Annotated in this window: 25 protein-coding genes; 9 read left to right on the forward strand and 16 right to left on the reverse strand. The window is 63.8% G+C overall.

Features of this window, described 5'->3' with window-relative positions; genetic code table 11:
* Nucleotides 1-37: 37 nt before the first annotated feature.
* From ACXAED_RS20700 to ACXAED_RS20745, 10 genes are all read right to left on the reverse strand, one after another.
* Nucleotides 38-1,273 carry an NADH-quinone oxidoreductase subunit D gene (locus ACXAED_RS20700; RefSeq protein WP_475053170.1) on the reverse strand — a complete coding sequence of 412 codons (1,236 nt, stop codon included), beginning with the start codon at nt 1,271-1,273 and terminating at the stop codon, nt 38-40.
* Nucleotides 1,273-1,878, reverse strand: coding sequence for an NADH-quinone oxidoreductase subunit C (locus ACXAED_RS20705; RefSeq protein ID WP_475052944.1), 606 nt, complete (start codon nt 1,876-1,878; stop codon nt 1,273-1,275). Before ACXAED_RS20705 ends, ACXAED_RS20700 begins: the two co-directional genes overlap by 1 nt.
* Nucleotides 1,879-1,895: 17 nt before the next feature.
* Entirely contained in the window at nt 1,896-2,429 is a 534-nt protein-coding gene (locus ACXAED_RS20710) for a NuoB/complex I 20 kDa subunit family protein (RefSeq protein WP_421053476.1), read from the reverse strand.
* Nucleotides 2,420-2,785: an NADH-quinone oxidoreductase subunit A gene (locus ACXAED_RS20715; RefSeq protein WP_024090668.1), complete on the reverse strand. Its 366-nt coding sequence runs from the start codon at nt 2,783-2,785 to the stop codon at nt 2,420-2,422. Before ACXAED_RS20715 ends, ACXAED_RS20710 begins: the two co-directional genes overlap by 10 nt.
* 235 nt (nt 2,786-3,020) lie before the next feature.
* A complete protein-coding gene (locus ACXAED_RS20720; protein ID WP_475052946.1) occupies nt 3,021-3,803 on the reverse strand; it encodes a crotonase/enoyl-CoA hydratase family protein in 783 nt (260 codons plus the stop codon).
* 20 nt (nt 3,804-3,823) lie between these two features.
* Nucleotides 3,824-4,681 carry a hydroxymethylglutaryl-CoA lyase gene (locus ACXAED_RS20725; protein ID WP_475052947.1) on the reverse strand — a complete coding sequence of 286 codons (858 nt, stop codon included), beginning with the start codon at nt 4,679-4,681 and terminating at the stop codon, nt 3,824-3,826.
* A gap of 79 nt (nt 4,682-4,760) precedes the next feature.
* Complete coding sequence (locus ACXAED_RS20730) at nt 4,761-6,698, reverse strand: acetyl/propionyl/methylcrotonyl-CoA carboxylase subunit alpha (protein WP_475052949.1); 1,938 nt, start codon at nt 6,696-6,698, stop codon at nt 4,761-4,763.
* 88 nt (nt 6,699-6,786) lie between these two features.
* Complete coding sequence (locus ACXAED_RS20735; protein ID WP_475052950.1) at nt 6,787-8,391, reverse strand: carboxyl transferase domain-containing protein; 1,605 nt, start codon at nt 8,389-8,391, stop codon at nt 6,787-6,789.
* Between the two features lie 100 nt (nt 8,392-8,491).
* Entirely contained in the window at nt 8,492-8,995 is a 504-nt protein-coding gene (locus tag ACXAED_RS20740; RefSeq protein WP_475052951.1) for a hypothetical protein, read from the reverse strand.
* Nucleotides 8,995-10,521, reverse strand: a complete 1,527-nt coding sequence (locus ACXAED_RS20745; RefSeq protein ID WP_475052953.1) for an AMP-binding protein — start codon at nt 10,519-10,521, stop codon at nt 8,995-8,997. Before ACXAED_RS20745 ends, ACXAED_RS20740 begins: the two co-directional genes overlap by 1 nt.
* Before the next feature lie 149 nt (nt 10,522-10,670).
* Between ACXAED_RS20745 and ACXAED_RS20750 the strand changes: the two genes are divergently transcribed.
* Entirely contained in the window at nt 10,671-11,273 is a 603-nt protein-coding gene (locus ACXAED_RS20750; protein WP_475052956.1) for an OmpW/AlkL family protein, read from the forward strand.
* Between the two features lie 95 nt (nt 11,274-11,368).
* On the opposite strand, the gene ACXAED_RS20755 is transcribed toward ACXAED_RS20750, so the two are convergent.
* Both ACXAED_RS20755 and ACXAED_RS20760 read right to left on the reverse strand, forming a co-directional pair.
* A complete protein-coding gene (locus ACXAED_RS20755; protein WP_475052958.1) occupies nt 11,369-12,529 on the reverse strand; it encodes an isovaleryl-CoA dehydrogenase in 1,161 nt (386 codons plus the stop codon).
* Nucleotides 12,530-12,685: 156 nt separating this feature from the next.
* Nucleotides 12,686-13,339 (reverse strand): DUF1236 domain-containing protein, encoded by a 654-nt coding sequence (locus tag ACXAED_RS20760; RefSeq protein ID WP_475052959.1) that lies wholly within the window; start codon nt 13,337-13,339, stop codon nt 12,686-12,688.
* A gap of 168 nt (nt 13,340-13,507) precedes the next feature.
* On the opposite strand from ACXAED_RS20760, the gene ACXAED_RS20765 reads away from it, so the two are divergent.
* Entirely contained in the window at nt 13,508-13,966 is a 459-nt protein-coding gene (locus tag ACXAED_RS20765; RefSeq protein WP_475052962.1) for a CreA family protein, read from the forward strand.
* Here ACXAED_RS20765 and ACXAED_RS20770 read toward each other — a convergent pair.
* Both ACXAED_RS20770 and ACXAED_RS20775 read right to left on the reverse strand, forming a co-directional pair.
* A complete protein-coding gene (locus ACXAED_RS20770; RefSeq protein WP_475052963.1) occupies nt 13,954-15,147 on the reverse strand; it encodes a DegT/DnrJ/EryC1/StrS family aminotransferase in 1,194 nt (397 codons plus the stop codon). The genes ACXAED_RS20765 and ACXAED_RS20770 overlap by 13 nt on opposite strands.
* A gap of 79 nt (nt 15,148-15,226) precedes the next feature.
* Nucleotides 15,227-15,889, reverse strand: a complete 663-nt coding sequence (locus ACXAED_RS20775) for an HAD-IA family hydrolase (protein ID WP_475052964.1) — start codon at nt 15,887-15,889, stop codon at nt 15,227-15,229.
* A gap of 131 nt (nt 15,890-16,020) precedes the next feature.
* Between ACXAED_RS20775 and glmU the strand changes: the two genes are divergently transcribed.
* Genes glmU through ACXAED_RS20790 form a run of 3 tightly spaced genes read left to right on the forward strand, consistent with a single transcriptional unit; the run spans nt 16,021 to nt 19,885 of the window.
* A complete protein-coding gene (gene glmU / locus ACXAED_RS20780; RefSeq protein ID WP_475052966.1) occupies nt 16,021-17,376 on the forward strand; it encodes a bifunctional UDP-N-acetylglucosamine diphosphorylase/glucosamine-1-phosphate N-acetyltransferase GlmU in 1,356 nt (451 codons plus the stop codon).
* Complete coding sequence (glmS, locus tag ACXAED_RS20785) at nt 17,376-19,196, forward strand: glutamine--fructose-6-phosphate transaminase (isomerizing) (protein ID WP_475052968.1); 1,821 nt, start codon at nt 17,376-17,378, stop codon at nt 19,194-19,196. The genes glmU and glmS overlap by 1 nt, the downstream gene beginning before the upstream one ends.
* Before the next feature lie 5 nt (nt 19,197-19,201).
* Entirely contained in the window at nt 19,202-19,885 is a 684-nt protein-coding gene (locus tag ACXAED_RS20790; RefSeq protein WP_475052969.1) for a DNA alkylation repair protein, read from the forward strand.
* 58 nt (nt 19,886-19,943) lie between these two features.
* Here ACXAED_RS20790 and ACXAED_RS20795 read toward each other — a convergent pair whose 3' ends face one another.
* A complete protein-coding gene (locus ACXAED_RS20795; RefSeq protein WP_475052971.1) occupies nt 19,944-20,393 on the reverse strand; it encodes a hypothetical protein in 450 nt (149 codons plus the stop codon).
* A 90-nt stretch (nt 20,394-20,483) separates the two neighbouring features.
* On the opposite strand from ACXAED_RS20795, the gene moaA reads away from it, so the two are divergent.
* The 3 genes from moaA to ACXAED_RS20810 are packed head-to-tail and all read left to right on the forward strand — an operon-like array spanning nt 20,484 to nt 23,865.
* Entirely contained in the window at nt 20,484-21,494 is a 1,011-nt protein-coding gene (gene moaA, locus ACXAED_RS20800; RefSeq protein ID WP_475052973.1) for a GTP 3',8-cyclase MoaA, read from the forward strand.
* 2 nt (nt 21,495-21,496) lie between these two features.
* Nucleotides 21,497-22,807, forward strand: coding sequence for a 3-deoxy-D-manno-octulosonic acid transferase (locus ACXAED_RS20805; protein ID WP_475052974.1), 1,311 nt, complete (start codon nt 21,497-21,499; stop codon nt 22,805-22,807).
* Nucleotides 22,807-23,865 carry a glycosyltransferase family 4 protein gene (locus tag ACXAED_RS20810; RefSeq protein ID WP_475052975.1) on the forward strand — a complete coding sequence of 353 codons (1,059 nt, stop codon included), beginning with the start codon at nt 22,807-22,809 and terminating at the stop codon, nt 23,863-23,865. Before ACXAED_RS20805 ends, ACXAED_RS20810 begins: the two co-directional genes overlap by 1 nt.
* Before the next feature lie 311 nt (nt 23,866-24,176).
* Here the strand turns inward: ACXAED_RS20810 and ACXAED_RS20815 are convergent, their stop codons facing one another.
* Nucleotides 24,177-24,680, reverse strand: coding sequence for an Lrp/AsnC family transcriptional regulator (locus ACXAED_RS20815; RefSeq protein WP_475052978.1), 504 nt, complete (start codon nt 24,678-24,680; stop codon nt 24,177-24,179).
* Between the two features lie 47 nt (nt 24,681-24,727).
* On the opposite strand from ACXAED_RS20815, the gene ACXAED_RS20820 reads away from it, so the two are divergent.
* Nucleotides 24,728-25,681, forward strand: coding sequence for an EamA family transporter (locus tag ACXAED_RS20820; protein WP_475052980.1), 954 nt, complete (start codon nt 24,728-24,730; stop codon nt 25,679-25,681).
* The last annotated feature ends 1,111 nt before the right edge of the window (nt 25,682-26,792 follow it).

Below are 26,792 nucleotides of genomic sequence, written 5' to 3' on the forward strand. Positions count from 1 at the left end.
AGAAAGACCAAGCCTGGAAGCCCAATATTGTTAATCATTAGCGGTCGATCTCCCCGAACACGACGTCCATGGTGCCGATGATGGCGGCGACGTCGGCCAGCTGGTGGCCCTTGGCAACGTGGTCCATCGCCTGCAGGTGCAGAAAGCCCGGCGCGCGGATCTTGGAGCGGTAGGGTTTGTTGGTCCCATCCGCCACCAGGTAGACGCCGAACTCGCCCTTGGGCGCCTCGACGGCGGCGTAGACCTCGCCTGCGGGCACGTGGAAGCCTTCGGTGTACAGCTTGAAATGATGGATCAGGCTTTCCATCGAGGTCTTCATGTCGGTGCGCTTGGGCGGGGTCAGCTTGCCGCGGGCCAGCACGTCGCCGGTGGCTTCGCGCAGCTTGGCAATCGCCTGGCGGATGATCGAGGTCGACTGGCGCATCTCTTCCATCCGGCAGAGGTAGCGGTCGTAGCAGTCGCCGTTCTTGCCGATCGGCACCTGGAATTCGAACTCGTCATAGCATTCATAGGGCTGCGCCCGGCGCAGATCCCAGGCGAGGCCGGAGCCGCGCACCATGACGCCGGAGAACCCGTACTGCTGAATGTCCTCCTCGGTCACCACACCGATGTCGCAGTTGCGCTGCTTAAAGATCCGGTTTTCGGTCAGCAGGCCGTCGATATCGTCCAGCACCTTGGGGAATTCCATCGCCCAAAGGTCGATATCATCGAGCAGCTCATCCGGCAGGTCCTGATGCACGCCGCCGGGGCGGAAGTAGGCCGCGTGCAGGCGCGCGCCGCAGGCCCGCTCGTAGAAGATCATCAGTTTTTCGCGCTCTTCAAAACCCCACAGCGGCGGGGTCAGCGCGCCGACGTCCATCGCCTGCGTGGTGACGTTGAGGAGGTGGTTCAGCACCCGGCCGATTTCCGAGTAGAGCACACGGATCAGCTGGCCGCGGCGCGGCACCACGGTGCCGGTCAGCTTTTCGATGGCCAGGCACCAGGCATGTTCCTGGTTCATCGGCGCCACGTAATCGAGGCGGTCGAAATACGGCAGGTTCTGCAGGTAGGTTCGGCTCTCCATCAGCTTTTCGGTGCCGCGGTGCAGCAGGCCGATATGCGGATCGCAACGCTCAACAATCTCGCCGTCGAGTTCGAGCACCAGACGCAAAACACCATGCGCCGCAGGGTGCTGCGGGCCGAAGTTAATGTTGAAGTTGCGGATCTTCTGCTCGCCGCTCAGAGCGTCGACGCTGCCGTCGTCATACTTGGCGTCAAATTTGGAGCCGTCCATCATTGCGCCCCCTCCTTCTCGTCTCCGGGCAGGATGTATTCGGCACCTTCCCACGGGGACATGAAATCAAACTGGCGGTATTCCTGCACCAGTTTCACCGGCTCATAGACCACGCGCTTCTGCGCGTCGTCATAGCGGACCTCGGTATAGCCGGTGGTCGGGAAATCCTTGCGCAGCGGGTAGCCGCGGAAGCCGTAGTCGGTCAGCAGCCGGCGCAGGTCCGGATGGCCCGAGAACAGGATACCGAACATGTCGTAGACTTCGCGCTCGAACCAATTGGCTGAAGGGTGCACGTTCACGATCGAGGGCACCATCTCATCCTCGCGCACAGCGGCGCGCAGGCGGATGCGCTGGTTCCGGTACATCGACAGGAAGTGGTAGACAACGTCGAACCGCTTGCCGCGCTCGGGGTAATCCACCGCGGTGATGTCCACCAGGGTTGAAAACTTGCAGTTCGGGTCCGATTTCAGGAATTCCACCAAACCGGCGATGTTGGAGGGCGTCACGTCGATGTTCAGCTCGCCAAAGGACACTTCCCAGGCCACCACGCAATCGGGGCGTTTCGCTTCGATCTGGGCGCCAAGCTCTGTCAGTGCTTCAGTCATATCTGTTCCGCCCTTCCTTAGCGCACCAGGGTGCCGGTGCGGCGGATCTTGCGCTGCAGCTGCATCAGGCCATAAAGCAGCGCCTCAGCCGTTGGCGGGCAGCCCGGCACATAGACGTCAACCGGCACAACCCGGTCGCAGCCGCGCACCACGGAATAGCTGTAGTGGTAATAGCCGCCGCCATTGGCGCAGGAGCCCATCGAGATCACATAGCGCGGCTCGGGCATCTGGTCGTAGACCTTGCGCAGCGCCGGCGCCATCTTGTTGGTAAGAGTGCCCGCCACGATCATCACGTCCGACTGGCGCGGGGAGGCGCGCGGCGCGATGCCGAAGCGTTCGGCGTCATAGCGCGGCATCGAGGTGTGCATCATCTCAACCGCGCAGCACGCCAGACCGAAAGTCATCCAGTGCAGCGAACCTGTGCGCGCCCAGTTGATGATGTCCTCGGCCGAGGTGAGCAGAAAGCCCTTGTCCTGAAGCTCGGCATTCAGGGCCCGGGTGACAACTTCCTTGTCCACACCGGCGGTGTTGGGTCCGGTCATCACTGCCATTCCAGGGCCCCTTTCTTCCACTCATAGGCGAATCCGATGGTCAGCACGCCCAGGAACACCATCATCGACCAGAAGCCGGTGTCGCTGATGTCCTTGAAACCGACGGCCCAGGGAAACAGGAAAGCGATTTCCAGGTCAAAAATGATGAAGAGAATCGACACCAGGTAAAACCGGACATCGAATTTCATTCGGGCGTCGTCGAAAGCGTTGAAACCGCATTCATAGGCGCTGACCTTCTCCGGGTCCGGATTGCGGACCGCCAGCACAACGGCTGCCAGGATGAGGACAATCCCCAAACCTGCCGCGACGGCCAGGAAGACCAGGATCGGCAGGTATTCCCTCAACATCTCTTCCAAGAGCAGCTCCTTTCCCCGGCGGTTTCCCGCGCGACGTCAATTGGCGTGTTGATTTGGAGTGTGTCTACCCCTCCGCCCCTACAGCGTCAACTAAGGCAAGGTTAAACAACGGGGGTTTGTGACAGGAAAAAGCACTGCCGCAACAGGTCTGTAATCTCTTAGTGATTTCATAAGAAAAGCGGCCGCAACGAAAGCTGCAGCCGCCTTTCAAAAGTGAGTCGGGAATACCGGTTTCTCAGACCTGCCAGCCGGGCTTGCGCTTCTCGAAAAAGGCGCTGATGCCTTCGCGCGCCTCCTCCCCTTCCCAGCGCTCGACAAGCGCCTCAATTGTGTGGTCGATCACAGCGTCATCCAGCCTCGGCCCCAGGTCACGGGCCAGCTGCTTGGCCGCGGCCACGGCCCCCGGCGCACAGTTGAGATAGGGCGAAACCTCCGCCTCAACCGCCTCGGCCAGCTGGTCCGCCGGAACCGCTTTGGCCAGCAGGCCAAGCTCCACGGCCTCATCCGCGCCAAACAGCCGCGCCGACATGAACACCCGGCGCGCCTTGGCCTCGCCCATCCGGGCAATCACGTAGGGTCCGATGGTGGCGGGAATCAGCCCCAGCTTGGTCTCGGTCAGGCCCATCTTCAGATGGTCCGCACCGATTGCCACGTCGCAGACCGAGGCCATGCCGACGCCGCCGCCAAAGGCATTGCCCTGCAGCGCCCCGATCACCGGCTTGGGCAGGGTGTTGAGCGCCATCAGCATTTCCGCCAGCACCCGCGCCTCGCGGCCCCGGGTTTCGGCATCCGCGTCCATCTGCTGGCGCATCCAGCCCAGGTCACCGCCCGCGCAAAAGCTCTTGCCCGCGCCGGTCAGCACCACCACGCGGACAGTTTCGTCCGTCGCCAGCCGCTTGGCCGCCAGCGTCAGCTCCTGCAGCATCTGGCCCGACATCGCGTTGTGCTTGTCCGGGCGGTTCAGGGTCAGGGTGCAGACGCCGCGGTCGTCGGTGTCCAGGGTGATCGTTTCAAACATCTTGATTCTCCGCTGAAATCTTACTGCAGGCCGCGCATGGCGCGGGCCATCGCGGCGGCCTCGGCCAGCACATCCGCGTCCAGCCCGGTGTCATAGCCCAGCTCCGTCAGGCGCTTGTGCACTGCTTCGGTGGCCACATTGCCCGCGGCCCCCGGCGCATAGGGGCAGCCGCCAAGGCCGCCCACGGCGGCATCGAACACCCGCACGCCCAAGTCCAGCGAGGCCTCGATATTGGCTAGCGCCCGGCCCGCAGTGTCGTGATAGTGACCCGCAAGCCGCCCTGCCGGCACCTGCTGAACCACCGCTTGCAGCATCGCCGAGATCGTCTCTGGTGTGCCCTGCCCGATGGTGTCGCCCAGCGAAATCTCGTAGCAGCCCAGCTCGAACAATCGCCCGGCCACCTCCGCCACCTTTTGCGGCGGGGTCGGCCCGTCAAAAGGGCAGTCCGTCACGCAGGACACATAGCCGCGCACCGGCAGCCCGATATCCTTTGCCGCGTCCAGAATAGGCAGAAAGCGGGTGATGCTTTCCTCGATGGTGGCGTTGATATTCGCCTTGGAAAACCCTTCGGAGGCCGAGGCGAAGACCGCAATCTCATCCGCCTTGGCCGCCACTGCATCCTCAAACCCGCGCATGTTGGGGGTCAGGGCTGCATAGCGGACTCCCTCGGCACGGGAGATGCCCGCCAGCACTTCACCCGAACCAGCCATCTGAGGCACCCATTTGGGCGAAACAAAGCTTGCCACCTCAATGCGCTTGAACCCGGCGCGGCTGAGGCAGTCGGTCAGCGCCACCTTCTCCGCAACCGGGATCTCCCGTTTTTCGTTCTGCAGCCCGTCGCGCGGGCCGACCTCGAAGATCTCGACAAACTCGCTCATGGAACGCCCTCCCGGCTTCATCTTTCCAAAAATACTCAAACTGCAGCGGGGGCGGCAAACGCGCCGCCCCGGGCTTGGATCAGCTGTCTTCTTCTTCCAGCCGCACCAGCGCGGCGCCGGCCTCGACCTGATCACCGGCAGAGGCCAGCACTTCGGCCACAATCCCATCGCGGGCGGCCAGCAGCGAGTGCTCCATCTTCATGGCTTCCAGGACCGCAAGACGGTCGCCTTCCTTCACCGCCTGGCCCGCTTCGGCGAACACCGCCTTGACCAGGCCCGGCATCGGCGCCTCGACCACATTCATGTCACCGCCCGCGGCGGCAGCGCGGTCCAGCGGGTCCACCACGGTGAATTCCAGACCATAGGCATCATGCACAGTGATCAGAGAGCCGGACTGCGAAACCGTCGGCATCCGGCGCTCGCCGATACGCCACTGGCCCTGGCTGCGCTCGGCCACGACGGTGTCGCCATCAATGGTCCACAGCTGCCGGTCCGGCCCGTCCACCTGCACATCGGCGGTGAACTCTTCACCTGCATGGGTCAGGGTCACGGCCCGGTGCAGCGGCGCCCACAGGCTGAAGCCGGTGTGCGGCGCTGCGTCTACCAGTTCCAGCGCCACCATGCCGGCCGCAGCCTTGTGGCGCAGCTCGACCTCCGGCGCGGCCACCAAAGCGTCCAGATCGCGGGAGATCAGGCCGGTGTCCACGTCGCCGTTGGCAAACCCTTCGTGCGCCGCAAGCGCGCCAAGGAACGCCAGGTTGGTGACGGTTCCGCCGACCTCGGTGTCCTCCAGCGCGCGCGCCAGCCGCGACAGCGCCACCTTGCGGGTGGAGCCATGCACGATCACCTTGGAGATCATCGGATCGTACCAGGGGCTGATGGTGTCCCCCGCCCGCACACCGCTGTCGGCGCGGGCCTCTGCCGGGAAGGACAGATGCGTCAGCGTGCCGGTTGCGGGCAGGAAGCCCTTGGGCACGTCCTCTGCATAAAGCCGTGCCTCAAAAGCGTGGCCGGTAATGGTAAGGTCTTCCTGCTTGGCAGGCAGGCTTTCGCCCGAGGCCACACGCAGCTGCCATTCCACCAGATCGACGCCAGTGATCAGCTCGGTCACGGGGTGTTCCACCTGCAGGCGGGTGTTCATTTCCATGAACCAGAAGCCATCCGGGCGCAGCCCGTCAGAGCCGTCGACGATGAACTCAACCGTGCCTGCGCCCTTATAGCCGATCGCTTCAGCCGCGCGCACGCCGGCCTGGCCCATCGCCTCGCGCATCTCCGGGGTCATGCCGGGCGCCGGAGCCTCTTCGATCACCTTCTGGTGGCGCCGCTGCAGCGAGCAATCGCGCTCGAACAGATGCACCGCCTTTTCGCCGTCGCCAAAGACCTGAACCTCGATATGACGGGGCTGCTGGATGTATTTCTCGATCAGAACGTCGGGATTGCCAAAGGCCGTGGTTGCCTCGCCCTGCGCGCTTTTCAGGCCATCGGAAAAATCTTCCGGTTTCTCAACCAGCCGCATCCCCTTGCCGCCGCCGCCGGCAACCGCCTTGATCAGCACCGGGTAGCCGATTTTTCCCGCCTCGGCGGCCAGGAACTCCGGGTCCTGGTTGCTGCCATGGTAGCCGGGCACCACCGGAACGCCGGCCTCTTCCATCAGCGCCTTGGCGGCGTCCTTGAGGCCCATCTTGCGGATCGCATCCGCAGACGGCCCGATGAACACAAGCCCCGCGGCCTCCACCGCCTCGACGAATTTCGGGTTCTCCGACAGGAAGCCGTAGCCCGGGTGGATCGCCTGGGCGCCGGTTTCCTGCGCCACCCGGATGATTTCATCCCCTTTCAGGTAGCTGTCCGCCGGGGCCGGGCCGCCGATATGCACGGCCTCATCCGCCATCTGCACGTGTTTTGCGGCGGCGTCGGCGTCGGAATAAACCGCCACGGTGCGCACGCCCATGGTGCGGGCAGTTTCCATCACGCGGCAGGCGATTTCGCCGCGGTTGGCAATCAGGATCTTGTCAAACATGGGGTTGGTCCTTTGTCTGGATCTCTGGACCGGGGGCTGCCTGCCCCCGGACCCCCGGGGATATTTCTGGCCAGATGAAGAGCGGATCTTACATCCGGAAGACGCCGAAGCGCGTGTCTTCGATCGGCGCGTTCAGCGCTGCGCTGAGCGACAGCGCCAGCACGTCGCGGCTCTTGCGCGGGTCGATGATGCCGTCGTCCCAAAGGCGCGCTGATGCGTAAAGCGGGTGGCTCTGCTCCTCGAACATCTCGATGGTGGGGCGTTTGAATTCGGCCTCTTCCTCGGCGCTCCAGCTGCCGCCCTGGCGCTCGATGGCGTCGCGTTTGACGGTGGCCAGCACGCCCGCCGCCTGCTCGCCGCCCATCACCGAGATGCGGGAGTTCGGCCAAGTCCACAGGAAGCGGGGCTGATAGGCGCGGCCCGACATGCCGTAGTTGCCCGCGCCGAAGGAGCCGCCGACCAGCATGGTGACCTTGGGCACGTTGGTGGTGGCCACTGCCGTCACCATCTTGGCGCCGTGGCGGGCGATGCCCTCGTTCTCGTATTTGCGGCCGACCATGAAGCCGGTGATGTTCTGCAGGAACACCAGCGGGATCTTGCGCTGGCTGCACAGCTCGACGAAATGCGCGCCTTTCTGGGCGGCTTCCGAGAACAGCACGCCGTTGTTGGCGATGATGCCGATCGGGCAGCCCTTGAGGTGGGCAAAGCCGGTCACCAGGGTCTCGCCAAAGCGCGGCTTGAACTCGTCGAAACGGGAGCCGTCCACCAGCCGCGCGATCACTTCGCGGATATCATAAGGCGTGCGCAGGTCGCCGGGCACCACGCCGAGGATTTCCTCGGGGTCATAGGCAGGCTCTTCCGGGCTCGCCCAGTTCACCGTCAGCGGCTTGGTGATGTTCAGCGACTGCACCGCACGGCGGGCCAGCGCCAGCGCGTGGGCGTCATCCTCGGCCAAGTAGTCGGCCACGCCGGACAGACGAGTATGCACATCACCGCCGCCCAGGTCCTCGGCGCTGACCACTTCGCCCGTGGCGGCCTTCACCAGCGGCGGGCCTGCGAGGAAGATGGTGCCCTGCTCCTTCACGATGATGGTGACATCCGACATCGCCGGCACATAGGCGCCGCCTGCGGTGCAGGAGCCCATCACAACGGCAATCTGCGGGATGCCCTTGGCCGACATCCGCGCCTGGTTGTAGAAGATCCGGCCAAAGTGGTCGCGGTCGGGGAAGACCTCATCCTGGTTGGGCAGGTTGGCGCCACCCGAGTCCACCAAGTAGATGCAGGGCAGGCGGTTTTCCTCGGCAATCTCCTGCGCGCGCAGGTGTTTCTTGACGGTCATCGGATAATAAGTGCCGCCCTTCACGGTGGCGTCGTTGCAGACCACCATGACCTCCTGCCCGTGCACCCGGCCGATGCCAGCGATCACGCCCGCCGAGGGTGCTGCGCCGTCATACATGGCGTGCGCGGCGGTGGCGCCGATTTCCAGGAACGGGGAGCCGGGATCCAAAAGGTTCGCCACCCGGCGGCGCGGCAGCATCTTGCCGCGGCTTTCGTGCCGGGCGCGGGACTTCTCGCCGCCGCCCATGCGCGCGGCCTCCGCCGTCTCGCTGATCTGCGCGAGGGCGTCCAGATGCGCCTCGCGGTTCTGCTTGAAGCCTTCCGAGGAGGGCATCGCCTTGGATGTGAGTTTCATGTCCACTCTCCCATTGTAGGGGTTAGGCTGTGTCCTGTTTTACGGGAACAGTCTTTCATTCCGGTTGCGGCACGGTACGCCGGATATGCAACACCTTGGGTCATTGGCTTGCTTCCCCGGTCATATCCTCTCTGCGCATCAGAACTCTTAGTTTGAGCCACTCTGAAAGTGCCTCCGAATAGCGGCACACTAATTCGGAAGGCAAATTGGGGTCCGAAATCTTGGTACAATCGGGAGCGTCACCCAAAGCAGGCATGGGCAGGGACAGACCTGCAGGCTCGTTGCCATCAAGAACACTTTTGTCGAAGCCGGGCATCTGGGTAACAATGCGCGCTCCATCCGCCTCCAACCACGCCGCGGCGCTGTTAACACAGTACTGTAAAGCCTTGTTTTCTTGGCTCATGTTACACATGCGGACGGCCTGCGAGACGCATTGAGTGTCCATGGGAACCGCAAAGCCGACGTCTGGGACATAGCTAGTGCAAGCGCGAAGAAAACCAGCTGTATCAAAAACGGGGGTCTCCTCACCTGCCGCAGTAAGAGGAAAGGACGCACCCAAAGCGCAAGCACAGGCTGCAACAACGGAAAGGACCGGCTGTTTCATCAGTTCACCTCCCCCACAGCCCGCGCCTTCAGCTCCTTGCGGATCACCTTGCCGGTCACGGTCATCGGCAGCGCGTCCAGAAACGCGACCTCGCGCGGGTAGGAATAATGCGCGAGGCGGTCCTTGACGTAGTCCTGCAGTTCATTCTCGGAGGCGCTGGCACCGGGTTTCAGTACCACATAGGCCTTTACGATCTCGGTGCGCAGGGAGTTGGGCTTGCCGACCACGCCCACCGTCGCCACCGCGGGATGGGTCAGCAGGCAATCCTCGATCTCCGCCGGTCCGATGCGGTAGCCGCCGGAGGTGATCACGTCATCCTCGCGGCCGACAAAGCGCAGGTAATCACCTTCCCAGATGCCGCGATCGCCAGTGACCAGCCACTCCCCGCGGAACTTGGCGGCGGTCTCTTCGGGCCGGTTCCAGTACTCCAGCAGCATCGAGGCCGAGCCGCGGCGTATGGCGACGTCGCCCTCGCCTTCTGTAGGGTTGCCCGCCTCGTCGATCACTGCCAGTTCATGCCCTGGCACCGCCTTGCCGATACAACCCGGGCGCGGCTCGAAACCGGCGGCGCAGGAGGAGGCCACCATGTTGCATTCGGTCTGGCCGTAGAATTCGTTGATGGTCACGCCCAGCCGGCGTCGGCCCCAGGCGAGCATTTCGGCGCCCAGGGGCTCTCCGCCGCTGGCAACCGAGCGCAGGCCGTCGAGCCCCTGCCCCGCTGCCTTGAGCATACGAAGCGCGGTTGGCGGGAAGAAGATGTTGCGCACACCGGCCCTAGCGATCAGATCGGCGCAAGCTTCGGGGGTGAATTTGTCCAGCCGCGCAGCCACCACCGGCACGCCCAGCGCAAGGCCCGGCATCAGCACGTCGAACAATCCGCCGATCCAGGCCCAGTCGGCCGGGGTCCAGAGGACATCGCCCGGCTGGCCGAGGTGGTCGTGGCTGATGGCAACCCCCGGCAGGTGGCCCGTCAAAACCCGGTGGCCGTGCAGCGCCCCCTTGGGGCTGCCGGTGGTGCCGGAGGTGTAAATCAGAACGGCAGGGGTATCCGGCGTCGTGTCCGCAAAAGGCACCGGCGCACCGTCAATGCCTGCCTCTGCTGCCATCACCGCTTCAGCCAGGTCTCCCAAAAGGCCGGCGCCCTCGGCATCGGTGAAGACAAAGCGCACACCCGCGTCGCCGGCGCGGGACGCCAGCGCGTCGTGCTTGAACAGTTTGAACAAGGGCACCGAGATGCCGCCCGCCTTCCAGATGGCCAGATGCGCCGCCGCGCACCAAGGCGACTGGCTGAGCAGCACCCCGACCCGGTCGCCGGGCTGGATACGCTCCAGCAAATAGCGGGCCAGCCCATCCGTCATCAACGCGAGCTCGCCGTAGGATATATCGCGCCGCGCCACGCCGGTCATGTCGATAAGAGCAGTCTTCTCAGCCGGTTGCGCCAGGCATTGCGCAGCCATATTCAGCCGGTCCGGCAGGTCCCAGCGGCCATCAGCGCGAAGTCCAGGAATGTTACAATTATCATGCATATTTAGACATTCCCGAAACGCATGACAGCCATGCAATTTTTCACTGGCTTTTCAATGGCAAAGCAATCGGCCCCTTGATCCAGATCAGAGTTTCCGGCCTCCCTTTGGGGCACCACTGCGGGGTAAACACAAGAAAAGGGACGCACCCGATGAAACGCATGGTTTCCGCTCTGGCACTGACTTCTGCCCTGGCCGCCCTGGCCGGGCCCGCGCTGGCTCAGCAGCAAGGCGACTGGACCGTTGGTGTTGGTATCGCCAACGTGAACCCGAAATCCGGCAACGGCACCCTGGTCGGCGCTGCCGCGGATATCGACGACGGCACCGCGCTGTCGCTGACCGTTGAATACTTCTTCCGCGACAACTGGGGCGTGGAGCTGCTGGCAGCCTCGCCGTTTGAGCATGACATCCGCCTGAACGGCGCCTTTGCCGCGTCCGCCAAGCAGCTGCCGCCGACCCTGTCGGTCAACTATCACTTCCCGACCGCCGGCAAGGTCAAGCCGTTCCTGGGTCTCGGCCTGAACTACACCACCTTCTTTGAGGAAGAAACCGCGCTTGGCACGCTCGACCTTGACGACAGCTTTGGTGTGGCGGTCAACGCCGGTGCCGACTACCAGATCTCCGACAATGGCGCGCTGCGGTTCAACGTCCGCTGGATGGACATCGACACCGACGCGACCCTGAACGGCGCCAGCATCGGCACCGCAGAGATTGATCCGGTTGTCGTGAACCTCGCTTACGTGCACCGCTTCTGATCCTTAGTGGTCTGGTTCCGGTCTGGCGGCTGGCCTCGTGCCGCCAGGCTTGTTTCAAACCCCGCGCCTCCCTTGGAGACGCGGGGTTTTCGTTTCTACATGGTGCCCATCAGCTCGCGACCGATCAGCATACGGCGGATTTCGCTGGTGCCGGCGCCGATTTCCATCAGCTTGGCATCGCGGAAGATCCGGCCGACCGGGTTGTCGGACAGGTAGCCCGCGCCGCCAAAGGCCTGCACCGCCTGATGCGCCTGGGTCATCGCCACCTCGGAGGCATAGAGGCAGCAAGCCGCCGCATCCTGGCGCGTCACGGTGCCCTTGTCGCAGGACTTGGCGACCTCATAGACATAAGCCCGCGCCGAGTTCATCGCGGTGTACATATCGGCGATCTTGGCCTGCATCAGCTGGAAGTTCCCGATCGGCTGGCCGAACTGCTTGCGCTCCGCCATGTAGGGCATCATCTCGTCCATGCAGGACGCCATGATGCCGGTGCCGATGCCTGCCAGCACGACGCGTTCATAATCCAGGCCGGACATCAGCACGCGCACGCCCTTGCCCTCTTCGCCCAAGATGTTCTCGAACGGCACTTCCACGTCCTCAAACACCAGCTCTGCGGTGTTTGAGCCGCGCATCCCCAGCTTGTCGAAATGCTTGGAGGTGGAGAAGCCCTTCATCTCCTTTTCGATCAGGAAAGCGGTGATGCCCTTGGAGCCAGCCTCAGGATCGGTCTTGGCGTAGACCACCAGCGTATCGGCGTCGGGGCCGTTGGTGATCCAGTACTTGTTGCCGTTCAGGCGGAAGTGGTCGTTACGCTTTTCGGCGCGCAAGCTCATCGAAACGACGTCGGAGCCCGCCCCCGCCTCGGACATCGCCAGCGCGCCAACGTGCTCGCCAGAGATCAGCCGGGGCAGGTATTTCTGCTTCTGCTCGGCGTTGCCGTTCAGCTTGATCTGATTGACGCACAGGTTGGAATGCGCGCCGTAGGACAGCGACACCGAGGCCGAGGCCCGGGCGATTTCCTCCACCGCGACAGTGTGGGCCAGATAGGACATGCCCGCACCGCCGAACTCTTCCGGCACTGTGATGCCGAGCAGGCCCAGCTCGCCCATCTCCTGCCACAGATCGGCAGGGAATTCGTTGTTCTGGTCGATCTCCTGCGCCATCGGCTTGACGCGGTCCTGCGCCCAGCGGTGAACCACATCGCGCAGCGCGTTCACGTCCTCACCAAGATCGAAAGTCATGCTTGCGTTGAACATCCCGCAGATCCTCCAGGGCAGAGCCGATTATATGAACAGTTGTTCAATTCAATAGAGGAGGCCTCGATTCGGGTCAATCATGTTCCTGCGCGGGGGGCTCGAACGCAAAAGGGCGGCCCGCCAGGGACCGCCTGCACTCAGCCGCATTAGACTGGATCAGCGCACCACATAGACCACCGTGCGGTCATCGGCCTCAACCAGCACAGGCAGGCCGTTCAGGTAGACATAGCGGTATTCGGAATCCGGAACCGCGGTCAGCTGCACTTCTTCCGGGATCATCACGCCGGTCACCACTTCACCCTGCACGTAAACCGGTTCGGTGGCATTGCTGCGCACATAGGACACGACTTTCTCATCCGGCACCGCTGCTTCGCCAGCGGCGGCGCCCGCAATTGCCCCGGCCACAACACCGGCAGGGCCAGCGATCAGACCGCCGGTGATAGCACCGCCAAGCGCCCCCATCGGCGCATCGGCTTCACCGGTGTTTTCGTAAGTCACGGTGGTGACTTCGACAGGGCTGTCCTTGGCGACGACCGGAATGTATTTCTCCGTGACGGTGGCGGTCAGATACTCGCCATATGCCCAGCCTTCGGAACCGTCATAACCGACTTTGCACCAGTTGCTCTGCTCCAGGCAGCCGTCCAGTTTGACGGCACCGTCCTTGGAAATCACACCGATGATCTCATGCTGCGGCCCGGGACCAGCGCGCAGGTTCAGGTCGGTCACGGCCTGCACTTGGGCGCCTGCCCATACCGGTGCAGCCAGCAGGGCCAGGGCAGATGCGGTCAGGGCGCGTTTCGGCGTAAACATGATAGTCTCCTCTCTTCCATATCGATATTCCGGCGCCTCAACGCGCCGTTGAGCAGGAGTAACGCCACCCTCGGAAAAAGGTTCCATGGATCCTTTTCCCGCAACTGCGCGTAGGTATTGCATAAAGAGAGCAGAAACCGCCCCGCACAATAGAATCAGGAGATTTCCATGAAGTGTTTAAACCGTGCCCTGGCCGCTGCATTCTGCCTGCTGAGCCTGCCCGCCGCCGCCGAGGAGATCGGCCAGATCGGGGTCGACTGGGTCGGCAATGACATCGTGATCGAGGCAATCTCAGACCCCAAGGTCGAAGGCGTGACCTGCCACATCGCCTATTTCGAACGCGGGCTGATCGACCGGCTGTCCAAGGGAAACTGGTTCGAGGATCCGTCAAACGCGTCACTGGCCTGCCGCCAGACCGGTCCGGTCAGGCTGGGCGATATCGACCGCAGCGATGACGGCGAGGACGTGTTCCGGGAGTCCCGCTCCATCATCCTCAAGTCGCTGCGGGTCAAACGCCTGTTCGATGAGAAAAACCAGACGCTGATCTATGTCGCCCACGCCGCTGAGCTGACGGATGGCTCCGCCAAGGTCTCGATCTCGACTGTGCCGCTTTATCAGCCTGACTGATAGACGGCGGAAACCTCCGCCCGGATGATGCGGGCGATCTGGGCGCAGTCCTCCAGGCTGAAGGTCAGCGGCACCCGCATGTCGATGATGCCCGCCAGGACCCGGTCGCTTTGCGGCAGCCGCGGGGTGTCAGCATAGCGCCAGCTGTCATATCGGGAGGTGAAGGCCACCGGCTCCGGCGTGCCGAACCATTTCAGCTCCACCCCGCGGGCGGCACAGCGGCGGACGGCCTCCTGCACCGCCTCCTCGCTCCAGTCCAGCAGCAGAAACTGGATGGAAGAGCCAACATAGACCTCCTGCGCGGGCCGCTCCACGACCGTCAGGCCCGGCGTGCCGCGCAGGCCCTCTTCGAGCTTGCGGTAGCGCTCATTCCAGCGCGCCACCTGGGTGTCCAGATCGCGCAGCTGCGGCCGCAGGATGGCGGCGCGCAGGTTGTCCATCCGGCCTGAGATGTTGGGGGTCTCATATTTCACCCGCTCGAACACCTCCGACCCCGGCGCGGCCAAGTGGCGGCCGTAGAGCATGTAGGACCCAGACAGCATGATGGCGCGGGCCGCGATTTCCTCATCATCGGTGACAAGCAGACCGCCCTCGCCCGAATTCACATGCTTGTAGGTCTGGCAGGAGTAGCAGCCCACCGCGCCATGGCGGCCCGACAGCACCCCGCTCCAGGAAGCGCCCATGGTGTGGGCGCAATCCTCGATCACGGTGATGCCTGCCGCGTCGCAGATTTCCATCAGCCGGCCCATGTCGCACAGATGCCCGCGCATATGCGACAGCATCAGCACTTTGGACTGGTCCGCCTTGGCCGCCAGATCGTCGATGTCGATGGTCAGATCTTCGGTCACCTCGACGAACACCGGTTCCGCCCCGACAGAGGCAATCGCCCCCGGCACCGGCGCCAGAGTGAAGGCGTTGGTCAGAACCGTGTCGCCCGGCTTCACCCCAACCGCCCGCAGCGACGTGGCCAGCGCATAACCGCCGGAGGCCACCGCCAGGCAGTATTTCGCACCCATCTGCGCTGCGAATTCCTGTTCCAGCAGCGCGGTCTCCCCCGCCTCGCCCTCTGCCACATTGTAGCGGTGCAGCCGTCCGTGGCGGAGCACCGCCAGAGCGGCCTCGATGGCATCTTCAGGAATGGCTTCTTGCTGGGTGAAGGACCCGGTAAATGTCTCGCTCATGCTGCGTTTGTGAGCCGCCGCCCGCGATGCGTCAAGTGCGAACGCCTGTGGATGATTTTCCCGAAACTAAGTTGCGGGATCACGCAATCAGACGGTCCGCGACTTCAAGCAGGTCTTCAAAACGGTGCAGCAACGCCTCAGGGTTCAAGGCGCCCATGTCATCGCCCGAGGGGCCAAAGGTCACCAGCACTGACGGCACGCCAGCCGCCGCGGACGTCTTGCGGTCGGTGTCGCTGTCGCCCACAAGCAAAGTCCGGGCCGGATCGCCGCCTGCGCGCCTTGCGGCCTCCAGCAGCGGTTCCGGGTCGGGCTTGCGCACCGGCAGCGTGTCGGCCCCGATCAGCGACGCGAAGGCGTCCCGCACGCCAAGGCTGCGCATGAGCTGATCCGCCAGCGCCTCGGGTTTGTTGGTGCAAATGCCGACGCCGAAGCCCGCGGTCTTGAGCGCCTCCACAGCGGCCATCGCACCGGGATACAGCACGGTGTGGCGGTCGATCGCGTCGCGGTAGGCCTCCAGCAGCACCGGGTAGAACTCATCCACCGTCGCCTGGTCCAACTGCCCCGCCCGTTTCAGGCCTTCGGTCAGCATCATCCGGCCGCCGCGCAGGGCAACGCCTGCATCTTCAGGATGGCTCAGCACATCGCCCAAGCCCATCTGGCGGAAGCAGAAGTTGGCCGCCGCCAGCAGATCGCCCGACGTGTCCGCCAGCGTACCGTCCAGATCGAAGATCACCGTTCGCATATCCTGCCCTTTCGGCACATTTCCGCCGCCGCATGTTGCAGCCCGCAACCTTGTTTGATGGCGCTATCCCTTGCGCCCCGCCCCTCAGCGGATAAAACGGAAGTGCTAAAAAGACAAAGAGAAAAGCGATTATGAGCATTGCCCTTGTCATCCTGGCGGCCGGAAAAGGCACGCGGATGAACTCTGACCTCCCCAAAGTTCTGCACCCGATCGCACAGGCGCCGATGCTGGAGCACGCCATGGCCGCAGGCCGCGCGCTGGCGCCGGAGCGCACCATCATCGTGGCGGGCCACGGGGCCGAGGCAGTGCGCGAAGCGGTGGCAGGCATCGACGAAGAAGCCGAGGTTGTTCTGCAGGAAGAACAGCTGGGCACGGCGCACGCGGTAGACCAGGCCCGCGCCGCGCTGGAGGGTTTTGAGGGCGATGTGGTCGTGCTGTACGGCGACACCCCCTTTGTCAGCGCGGACACTCTGGAGCGCATGGTCGAGGCCCGCCAGCGCGCGGACCTGGTGATCCTGGGGTTCGAGGCCGCCGATCCCGGCCGCTATGGCCGTCTGGTGATGGAGGGCGACAGCCTGGAGCGGATCGTCGAGTTCAAGGATGCCAGCGCCGCTGAGCGCGCCATCAGCTTCTGCAACTCCGGGCTGATGGCCTGCGACGCGCAGCTGATGTTCGATCTGATCGCCAAAGTGGGCAATGAAAACGCTTCTGGCGAGTATTACCTGACCGATCTGGTGGAGCTGGCCCGGCGCGACGACAAAAACGTTACCGCAGTCTCTTGTGACGAGGCTGAAACGCTGGGGGTCAACTCCCGCGCCGAGCTGGCGCAAGCGGACGCGCTGTTTCAGGCCCGCGCCCGGGCGGAACTGCTGGACCTGGGCGTCACCCTGATGGCACCGGAAACCGTCTATCTCGCCTTTGACACGCATATCGGCCGCGACACGGTGATTGAGCCCAACGTGGTCTTCGGCCCCGGCGTGACTGTTGAGAGCGGTGCGCTGATCCGCGCCTTCTCGCACCTGGAGGGATGCCACGTCAGCCGCGGCGCCAAAGTCGGGCCTTATGCCCGCCTGCGGCCCGGCGCGGAGCTGGCCGAGAACACACACATCGGCAACTTTGTCGAAATCAAGAACGCCGGGATTGCCGAAGGTGCCAAGGTAAACCACCTTAGCTATATCGGCGACGCTTCTGTCGGCAAGTCAACGAACATTGGCGCAGGGACGATTACCTGCAACTATGACGGGGTGATGAAGCACCGCACCGAGATCGGCGCCCGCACTTTTATCGGGTCGAACACCATGCTGGTGGCCCCGGTCAGGGTCGGCTCCGAGGCTATGACGGCGACTGGTGCCATCGTCACAAAGAATGTCGAAGACGGCGACCTGGCCATTGGCCGCGCTGAGCAAACCAACAAACCCGGCCGCGCGCGCAAGCTGATGGACATGCTGCGCGCCAAGAAGGCCCGCCTGCAGAAGGAAGCCAAGTAATGTGCGGAATTGTCGGCGTACTGGGAAATCACGAGGCCGCCCCGATCCTGGTTGAAGCGCTCAAGCGGCTGGAATACCGCGGCTATGACAGCGCGGGCATCGCCACCGTGAACAACGGGGATCTGCGCCGCCGCCGCGCGGTGGGCAAGCTGGTGAACCTCTCCGACCTCCTGGTGCATGAGCCGCTGGCTGGTAAATCCGGTATCGGCCACACCCGCTGGGCCACCCATGGCGCGCCGTCCGTCAGCAACGCCCACCCGCACCGCGCTGGTGCCGTCGCGGTGGTGCACAACGGTATCATCGAGAACTACAAGGAGCTGCGTGCAGAGCTGCTGAACTGCGGCATGGAGTTCCGCACCGAGACCGACACCGAGACCGTCGCGCTGATGACAGAGCGCTATCTGAAAGAGGGGCACACCCCCGTTGATGCGGCCTTCAAGACGCTGGACCAGCTGGAGGGCGCCTTTGCGCTGGCATTCCTGTTCGACGGCGAGGAAGACCTGATCATCGCCGCCCGCAAGGGCTCTCCGCTGGCCATCGGCCATGGCGACGGCGAGATGTTCGTAGGCTCCGACGCCATTGCCTTGGCGCCGCTCACTGACCGGATCACTTATCTGGAAGAAGGCGACCGCGCCGTCGTTACCCGCGCGGGTGCGGAAATCCGCAACGTGCACGGCGATCTGGTGAACCGCGAAACCAAAACCATCCAGATCGACGCCACCCAGGTCGACAAGGCCGGCCACAAGCACTTTATGGCCAAGGAAATCGCCGAACAGCCGCATGTGATCGCCGAGGCAATCCGCCACTATCTGCCGGTCGAGGAAAATGCAGTGCGCCTGCCTGGCGAGGTGGATTTCTCGCAGGTGGAACGGCTGACCATGGTAGCGTGCGGCACGGCCTATTACGCGTGCGTCACCGCCAAATACTGGTTCGAGCAGATCGCCAGGATGCCGGTCGAGGTCGATATAGCCTCGGAATTCCGCTACCGCGAACCTCCGATCCCGGGCAAGACACTTGCCCTGTTCGTCTCCCAATCAGGCGAAACCGCCGACACCCTGGCCGCTCTGCGCTACTGCCAGGAAAAGGCAGACAAGATCCTGTCGGTCGTGAACGTCCCCGAAAGCTCCATCGCGCGGGAAAGCGATGTGGCATTGCCGATCTATGCCGGCCCGGAGATCGGAGTCGCCTCCACCAAGGCCTTCACCTGCCAGCTGACGGTGCTGCTGGCGCTGGCGCTCAAGGCCGCCTGCGACCGCGGCCTTCTGAGCGCTGAGGAAATGGCGGATTATGCAACTGCTGTCCGCGGCCTGCCGAACGTTCTGTCCTCGGCGCTGGAGCAGAATGAGGCGATCCGCCTGGCGGCGCAGAAGGTCAGCGAAGCCCGAGACGTGCTGTTCCTAGGCCGCGGCCTGATGTACCCGCTGGCGCTGGAAGGCGCACTGAAGCTTAAGGAAATCAGCTATATCCACGCCGAAGCTTATGCCTCCGGCGAGCTGAAACACGGCCCAATCGCGCTGATCGACAAGAACATGCCGGTTGTTGTCCTGACCCCAAAAGACACGCTGTTCGACAAATCCGTCTCCAACATGCAGGAGGTGCTGGCGCGCAAGGGCAAGGTGCTTATGATCTCCGATCAGGACGGCATTGACGAGGCCGGCGATGACGTCTGGTGCGCCATCCGGATGCCGCGCATCAAGGAGGCGCTGAGCCCGATCCTTTATGCCATTCCCGCCCAGCTATTGGCCTATCACACCGCGGTCGCCAAAGGCACCGATGTGGACCAGCCGCGCAACCTGGCGAAATCGGTGACGGTGGAGTGACCGGCGTGACACTGCAGGAGGCGCTGGCGCAGCTCAAAGGCCAGGCTGAACCCGGCCGGGCGGAGCAGATGGCCGCTTACCATAAGCAGACCCGCGAAGTATTGGGGGTACCCAACCCGGCAACCAATGACCTGACCAAGGCCTGGCGGCAGACCCTGGACATTGCCGAGCGTGTCTCTCTGGCGCGGGCGATGTGGGAAACCGACATCTTTGAGGCCCGCATCGCCGCCGCCAAGCTGCTGACCCAGGCCCGGATCAAGGATGACCAAGCGGCCTGGGAACTGCTGCAATCCTGGGTGCCGGAGTTCGACAGCTGGGCGATTGCCGATCACGCCTGTTCCGCCATCTCAAAGCGGCTGCTGGCGGATCCTGCCCGGCTGGATACCGTGGAGAGCTGGTCGCAATCGGAGCATATGTGGACCCGCCGCGCCGCCCTTGTGTCCACCCTGCCGTGGGCCAAGATGAACAACTTGAAACCGGAGGATCAGGCGAGGCGCGAGCGCATCCTCGGGTGGGCAGCTGCTTACGTGCCGGACCGGGACTGGTTCATTCAAAAGGCCATCGGATGGTGGCTGCGCGACCTCAGCAAGCATGACGCCGCGCGCACCCGCGCCTTTCTGGAAGCGCATGGCGCCGGAATGAAAGCCTTTGCCCGCAAGGAAGCGGCGAAGTACTTGAAAGACGCTTAAGCCGACCAAGGCCCCGCCCCAAAAGGGCGGGCGCTTCCCCCCGTCAGCGGAACAAGACTTAGCCGGCAGGCAGCACCTGAACCTCGGCCAGCTCGGTCAGCGGCAGGCCCAAGGCCCGCATCGCGCTGATCGACAGGCGGCTGCCGCCCAATTCCGCGCCCGGGATCGGTTTCAATGTCACCACCGCCTGCGTGTTGCGGCTGGTCCGGATCAGCGCCTGCTGCTCCGCCGCAACCAGCGGGGTTTCCATCCACATGCCCGGAACCGAGGGGTCGCCAAGCGACGCGACAGTGGTCGCCGAGCCGCGGAACGACGGTGCGGAGGACCCCGCAGGTGCTGCCGGATCCGCCTCTGCCACATCAATGCCGGGCGCGGGCTGCAGCACCGGGTCCTGAGGCGCCGCTGCCGGCGGCGCGCTTTGCCCGTCCAGAATAGAAGAATTCAGCTGGATCCCGTCGCAGGCCGCCAGCAAGGAAATCGAAGTAAGGGAAAGAATTGTCATACGCATGGGCAAACCCTAGCTATCCGCGAAACTCTTTGCCAGTCACAAAAGCTGTCCCCCCTTGCCGCGGGCGGTGCCCCGCTTTACCTAGAGTGCATGACGGCTCCGCTTATTGATCCCTTCGCCCGCGCAATCACTTACTTGCGTGTCTCGGTCACCGACCGCTGCGATTTCCGCTGCGTTTACTGCATGTCGGAAAACATGACCTTTTTGCCCAAGAAGGATCTGCTCACGCTGGAGGAACTGGACCGGCTCTGCTCCACCTTCATTCGCCTCGGCGTTGAGAAGCTCAGGATCACCGGCGGCGAGCCGCTGGTGCGGCGCGGCATTATGACCTTTTTCCAGGCGATGAGCCGCCATTTGGAAACCGGTGCCCTGAAGGAGCTGACGCTGACCACCAATGGATCGCAGCTGGTGAAATACGCCGATGACCTCTATGCCGCCGGGGTGCGCCGGGTGAATATCTCGCTCGACACGCTGGACGAACAGAAATTCGCGGATGTCACCCGTTGGGGCCGCCTGCCGCAGGTGCTGAAGGGCATTGATGCGGCGCAAAAGGCGGGCCTGCGTGTCAAGATCAACAGCGTTGCCCTAAAAGGCTTCAACGAGGGAGAACTGCCCGCCATCACCCGCTGGTGCGCCGAACGGGACATGGACCTCACCTGGATCGAGGTGATGCCGATGGGCGAAGACATCGGCAACATGGAACGGATCGGCCAGTACTGGTCCCTCGAAGACGTGCGCGCGGAATACGAAAACCACTACACTGTCACCGATTTGGCCGAGCGCACCGGCGGGCCGGCCCGCTATGTGCGGCTGGAGGAAACGGGCCAGAAAATCGGCTTCATCACCCCGCTCTCCCATAACTTCTGCGAGAGCTGTAACCGGGTGCGCGTCACCTGCACCGGCGAGATCTACACCTGCCTCGGCCAGGAGGGTAAAGCCGACCTGCGCGCGCCCCTGCGCGCCAACGAGGAAGGCACCGGCGTGCTTGAGGCTGCCATCCGCGCCGCCATCGGCGACAAGCCGCGCGGCCATGATTTCGACTACTCGCGGCAGGAAGTCGGCGGCAAGATGACCCGCCACATGAGCCACACCGGCGGCTGACCATGCCCGGGAACACGCCTGCGCGGCCGACGCTGCTCTACTCCCTTTACTGTGGGGCCAGTACGCTGATTGCCCCTTTTGCTTGGCGCAAGGTCGCGGCCAAGCTGCGCGATTACGGCCTGCCGGAAGAGCGCGTGCGCGAACGCCTCGGCCATGCCTCCCTGCCCCGCCCGGCCGGACGGCTGGTGTGGTTCCATGCCGCCTCGGTCGGCGAAAGCCTGTCGGTGCTGACTTTGATTGCGCGCATGGGCGAGCAGGTACCGGATGCGGAATTCCTGATCACCTCCGGCACCCCCACCTCCGCCGAGCTGATCGCCAAACGAATGCCGCCGCGCTGCCGCCACCAGTTCCCGCCGCTGGACACCGCTGCCGCCGTGGACCGCTTCCTGGCCCACTGGCGCCCGGATCTGGGGGTGTTTGTCGAGAGCGAGCTTTGGCCTCAGATGCTGGTGCGCGCCCGCAAGACGGGCTGTCCGCTTGTCCTGCTGAACGCCCGGCTGTCGGACAAATCGGTCGAAGGCTGGAAGAAGCGCGCGGACACCGCGCGGTTCATCCTCGATCAATTTGCTCTACTGGTCACCCAGAACCAGAAGACGGCTGCGAACCTCCAAGCGATGGGCGCCGCCCCGGACCGCATCCGTCCCGGCAGCAACCTCAAGGCTGTCTCTGCTCCGTTGCCAGTCGATCAGGACACCCTCGCCAAGGTGCGCGGCAGCATTGGCGCGCGCCCTGTCTGGGTCGCCTCCTCCACCCATGAGGGCGAAGAGGAGACTGTACTGGAAGCGCATCAGGCGCTGCTCAGACAGCACCCGGATCTGTGCCTTCTGCTGGCCCCCCGCCACCCGGAACGCGGGGATAAGGTGGAAGCTCTGGTGAAAGCCGCCGGCCTCAGCTGCGCGCGGCGCAGCAAGGGCGTTCTGCCGGGGACCCAAACCCAAGTCTATCTGGCCGACACGCTGGGGGAGGTCGGCACCTGGTACGCGCTGTGCCCGCTTGTGTTCCTGGGCGGGTCATTGCGCGAAATCGGCGGCCACAACCCGTTTGAGCCGATGCAGGCAGGCGCCGCCGTGATCACCGGCACCGGGCATTACAATTTCGCCGAGACCTACGCCGAGCTGACCGCCCTTGGCGCCGCAGCGGAGGTGAGATCGGCTGCAGAATTGGCAGACCAGGTTACCGGGTGGCTGGATAAGCCGGACGTATTCCAGACCGCACGCGATGCCGCCGGGCAGTTCATCTCACAGCAATCGGATCAATTGGACAAGACGGTGGACGCCCTGCTGGCGCTTCTGCCCGCAGAACGGAGGCCATGATGGCACAGGTTGACGCCAATAAGGTGGAAGTCATCGCGCCGAACTTCAAACGCCGCCTCTCCGGCGTGACCTCGACCATCGTGCGGCTGGTGCCGCTGCAGCGCCAGCATATCGCCATTGCCACCGCAGGCAGCGGTCTGCCGGGCGAGATGCCGCATCTGTCGGCGGCACAGCTTGTTTTCATGAACCGCAACGGCCCAGCAGGCGCCCGCGTCTGGCACGCGCGGCGCAATGTGGAAATGCTGGGCGGGCTGGCGCTCAAATACCTTTTGGGCAAGCGGTTGAAACTCCTGTTCACCTCCGCTTCGCAGCGGCATCATTCGGACTATACCAAGTGGCTGATCTCCCAGATGGACCGGGTGATCGCCACCTCGGCCAAGGGCGCGGCCTATCTGGAGAAGCCGGTGCAGGTGGTGCATCACGGGATCAACACGGAGGAATTCGCCCCGCCCGCCGACAAACCCGCGCTGCGCCGCGAGCTGGGCCTGCCGGAGGACGCCGTCCTGATCGGCTGCTATGGCCGCATCAGGGCGCAGAAGGGCACCGATGTTTTTGTCGACGCCATGCTGCAAGTTCTGAAATCACACCCCGAGGCTGTGGGGCTGGTAATGGGCCGCGCCACCGAAAAACATGTGGCATTCGAAAGAGAGCTGCGCGCCAAGGTCGAGGCTGCAGGCCTGTCGGAACGGCTGCTGTTCCCGCCCGAGGTCCCTGTCTGGGAGGTTTCCCGCTGGTACCAGGCGCTGGATCTTTACGTGGCGCCGCAGCGCTGGGAGGGCTTTGGCCTCACCCCGCTCGAAGCCATGTCCTGCGGCGTGCCGGCCGTGGCCACCCGTGTCGGCGCCTTCGAAGAACTTATAGCACCGCGCGAGACCGGACTATTGATCGACCCGGGCGAGACGACGCAGATGGTCGAGGCCATCCATGAGGTGCTCTCCGCCGAAGGCCGGCTGGCTAAGTGGTCAGAGGCCGCCCGCAAACACGCCGTAACCAATTTCGCGCTGGAGAAAGAGGCGGAAACGCTCGTCACCATCTACCGGGAGCTGCTGGAGCACTAGCTCCCGCCTCTTCGTCTTGCTGAAAACGCCTGCCGTGCGGGTTTGGCCAAGGTCCCGGTGCCCGTGGGTATTCGATACAGGGGCCGACGATGCAGCGCGCAGCAAAGCCTGTGTCGGGATCTCACGGGGGAGTACGCAAACCATTCTGCGCGCGCTGCACGCATACCTGCTGCACGGCCGGAAATCTCGCGGCGCGCGGCTGCGGGACATCCGGCCTTTCAATCCAGCGCAGTGATTTTGCCGGGGCCAAGGGCCCAGCCACCAGCTCAAACTACCGCTAGTGCATATTCCTTTTTGCGGCTTGCGGAGCCTTACAGCTCGACCATGCGCTCCGCGATTGGTGAGGACTGCACAATGGCGGAATTCGTCGCGCCGAAGGGCACGAGCCTGTCAATAACGGCTTCCATTTCAGCCACATCACGTACATGCGCCCGGGCAACAAAGCAGTCTTCGCCGGACACGCGGTCACAGGCTACAATCCGCGGTGTCGCCCGGATCGCTTCGATCATGTTTCCCATTTCGCCGGGCAGCGGGCGCGCCCGGATCAGGATAGTCAGGCCATAGCCAAGACGCGCCGGGTCGATCCGCGCGCCATATCCCGTGATGATCCCCGCATCTTCAAGCCGGCGGACACGATCCGCCACACTCGGCGCGGACAAACCGACGCGGCGCGACAGTTCCGCGCGCGGGGTGCGAGCGTCCGCGCACAGTTCGCGCAGAATTGCGGCGTCAACGGCGTCAAGACCAGTTCCTTTGGATCGAAGGTCACTTCCCGCTTGCTCCTTCATTCCGGCATCAAACTTTGCAGAAGACATATCCGGCCTCCATATCCTGGATCGCAAACACCTTGCATCATGCTCGTATGACAGATCAAGAACCCGCCCCCGCCGGCACCACCGGAGCCATGTCCCGCATGTCCGCAGCCGTTCCCCCTCATGCGTGGTTCGGCGTTGCCGCCGTGTTCCATTACCTCGGACCTGCGTTCGCGGTGCTGCTGTTCCCGGCCGTTGGCGTGCTGGGCGTTGCGTGGTTCCGCATCGCATCATCTGCTCTCGTTTTCGCGCCAGTTACCAAGCCCTGGAGGACGCTCAAGACGTCCACCAGCCGCGAGCGCATGCTTCTCTTTTCGCTCGGCGCATGCCTTGCGGTTATGAACTGTTCATTCTATCTCGCGCTCGACCGGTTGCCGATTGCCCTTGTGGCGGCGATCGAGTTTGCCGGCACCATCGGAGTCGCGCTGTGGGGGCTGCGCACCCGGCGCAATTATGCGGCCTTTCTGGTAGCGGTCATTGGCGTCGCGCTCCTGCTCGACGTGCCATCCCTGTTCGCAGCAGACCGCGCTGCGCGCACGGCAGATCTTTGGGGGCTGTTCTGGGCGGTGCTGAACGGCCTGCTTTTCGTCCTGTACATCATCCTCGGGCACAAGGTAGCGCAAAACGGCGCATCCGGCGGGGTGGAAAGCCTCGGTGCAGCAATGACGGTGGCCTTCGCCGTCGTAACGCCAATCGGTTTCTTGCAAGCCCTGGAAGCGTTTGACGCTCCCATTCTGGTGCTTGCCGGCTTCGGTGTGGGCATCTGCTCCTCAGTCATCCCCTATGTCTGCGACCAGCTTGCCATGTCGCGCCTGCCGCGCTCCAGCTTTGCCGTTCTCCTGGCCTTGATGCCTGCAACGGCGACGGTCATCGGAATAATCGTTTTGCAGCAGGTCCCAAGCGCCCTGGCTGTTCTGGGTGTTGCTCTCGTCGCAGCCGGAGTTGCCGTCCACAAGCCTGCCCCGATACCGGTTCCAGAGGCCGCGCAAGACGCGGCGGCATGAGGGCATACATTCCTGACAGGTCAGCCGGAGCAGTTCCGGGCGTGCCCGGAATGCGAAGCTTCAGCGGCACGTTAGCGGCACCCCGTGAGGCTCCCCTCTGGCTATCACATGCGCCCTGACCGCCACGGCCGGCGGCCGTGGCACGGCGTTCCTTGTTCTGACAATCCAGCGCAGCCTGCCAGAGCACCGGTTTCTGCCGCCAGTCTTGGTGATCGGGCTAGGACCGGCCACGTATGGCAGCAAAAGCACTTATTATTGAACTACGTACTGGTGGCGGTTTACGGAAACATTCTACGGGCGGCGAAGCTGGCAGCGCTGGGGGCGGCCGTCAGCGGCTCCGGTGCTGCGCTAAGCCGTCTAAGGCGTTGACCGCGGATATGCCGTGGCGCAACCTGCTTGAAATTATTTAGGAAAATTGCATAGGGCTGCGCCGCCCCTTCTCCGCGACAGGAATTACCGTCTGCTTTTCACGGCCGGAGCCCCGACCAATCTTGGCGACGGGATGATCGCCCTGGCGCTCCCATGGTTGGCATCGCTGATGACCCGTGATGCCGCCGCCATAGCTGCGGTCGCTGCCGCGGCCAGATTGCTGAGCCCGCTTGTGAAGAATGGCAACGGGTCTAGGAACAGTCTTCGGCCCGGAGCGGCCGCCCGTGCGCTGCGCAGCAGATGCCGGATTGGGCTCCAAGCGGCTTGACCGCAGCGCAATATCGGTCCGGACCGGTCAGCAAAGGCACGGTGTAGTTTCATTGACGAGGGAAGCCACCCGGCGATTGGGGAGCAGCTCAGTTTCCCGGACGTGCAAGTTTACTAAAGCAAGCCTTCCAGCGGCTGCCAGTTTGCCCGCTCTGCTGATCTGGTCAGCCTCCGAATCTCCCCTGACGCCCGCCTGCAAAACTCCTGCGCAGGAGGGTTTGCTGAGCGTTTCAGTGCTCTGCGATTTCACGGGCATTCTGCGAAAAAACACCGCTCCAGCACACAAATTTGTGCGCTGAATGCATCATTGCCGTCTTGACGCGGGAAAGACTTGTCATGAGAAATACCCGCATGGCGTTTCTGGCACATATCCTCCGGCTGATCAGGATGGCTGCGGCATGCGCAGTGATCCTTG

This window comes from Leisingera sp. ABM4_103, from assembly GCF_056158685.1.

Coding starts and splice junctions, on each gene's coding strand:
- ACXAED_RS20770 (WP_475052963.1), bottom strand. CDS start 15,147: ATGAGCGAGACATTTACCGGGTCCTTCACCCAGCAAGAAGCCATTCCT.
- moaA (WP_475052973.1), top strand. CDS start 20,484: ATGACGGCTCCGCTTATTGATCCCTTCGCCCGCGCAATCACTTACTTG.
- ACXAED_RS20775 (WP_475052964.1), bottom strand. CDS start 15,889: ATGCGAACGGTGATCTTCGATCTGGACGGTACGCTGGCGGACACGTCG.
- ACXAED_RS20750 (WP_475052956.1), top strand. CDS start 10,671: ATGAAACGCATGGTTTCCGCTCTGGCACTGACTTCTGCCCTGGCCGCC.
- ACXAED_RS20810 (WP_475052975.1), top strand. CDS start 22,807: ATGGCACAGGTTGACGCCAATAAGGTGGAAGTCATCGCGCCGAACTTC.
- ACXAED_RS20725 (WP_475052947.1), bottom strand. CDS start 4,681: ATGAGCGAGTTTGTCGAGATCTTCGAGGTCGGCCCGCGCGACGGGCTG.
- ACXAED_RS20815 (WP_475052978.1), bottom strand. CDS start 24,680: ATGTCTTCTGCAAAGTTTGATGCCGGAATGAAGGAGCAAGCGGGAAGT.
- ACXAED_RS20710 (WP_421053476.1), bottom strand. CDS start 2,429: ATGGCAGTGATGACCGGACCCAACACCGCCGGTGTGGACAAGGAAGTT.
- ACXAED_RS20820 (WP_475052980.1), top strand. CDS start 24,728: ATGACAGATCAAGAACCCGCCCCCGCCGGCACCACCGGAGCCATGTCC.
- ACXAED_RS20745 (WP_475052953.1), bottom strand. CDS start 10,521: ATGCATGATAATTGTAACATTCCTGGACTTCGCGCTGATGGCCGCTGG.
- ACXAED_RS20755 (WP_475052958.1), bottom strand. CDS start 12,529: ATGTTCAACGCAAGCATGACTTTCGATCTTGGTGAGGACGTGAACGCG.
- ACXAED_RS20705 (WP_475052944.1), bottom strand. CDS start 1,878: ATGACTGAAGCACTGACAGAGCTTGGCGCCCAGATCGAAGCGAAACGC.
- ACXAED_RS20720 (WP_475052946.1), bottom strand. CDS start 3,803: ATGTTTGAAACGATCACCCTGGACACCGACGACCGCGGCGTCTGCACC.
- ACXAED_RS20760 (WP_475052959.1), bottom strand. CDS start 13,339: ATGTTTACGCCGAAACGCGCCCTGACCGCATCTGCCCTGGCCCTGCTG.
- ACXAED_RS20765 (WP_475052962.1), top strand. CDS start 13,508: ATGAAGTGTTTAAACCGTGCCCTGGCCGCTGCATTCTGCCTGCTGAGC.
- ACXAED_RS20795 (WP_475052971.1), bottom strand. CDS start 20,393: ATGCGTATGACAATTCTTTCCCTTACTTCGATTTCCTTGCTGGCGGCC.
- ACXAED_RS20735 (WP_475052950.1), bottom strand. CDS start 8,391: ATGAAACTCACATCCAAGGCGATGCCCTCCTCGGAAGGCTTCAAGCAG.
- ACXAED_RS20805 (WP_475052974.1), top strand. CDS start 21,497: ATGCCCGGGAACACGCCTGCGCGGCCGACGCTGCTCTACTCCCTTTAC.
- ACXAED_RS20740 (WP_475052951.1), bottom strand. CDS start 8,995: ATGAAACAGCCGGTCCTTTCCGTTGTTGCAGCCTGTGCTTGCGCTTTG.
- glmU (WP_475052966.1), top strand. CDS start 16,021: ATGAGCATTGCCCTTGTCATCCTGGCGGCCGGAAAAGGCACGCGGATG.
- ACXAED_RS20700 (WP_475053170.1), bottom strand. CDS start 1,273: ATGGACGGCTCCAAATTTGACGCCAAGTATGACGACGGCAGCGTCGAC.
- ACXAED_RS20730 (WP_475052949.1), bottom strand. CDS start 6,698: ATGTTTGACAAGATCCTGATTGCCAACCGCGGCGAAATCGCCTGCCGC.
- glmS (WP_475052968.1), top strand. CDS start 17,376: ATGTGCGGAATTGTCGGCGTACTGGGAAATCACGAGGCCGCCCCGATC.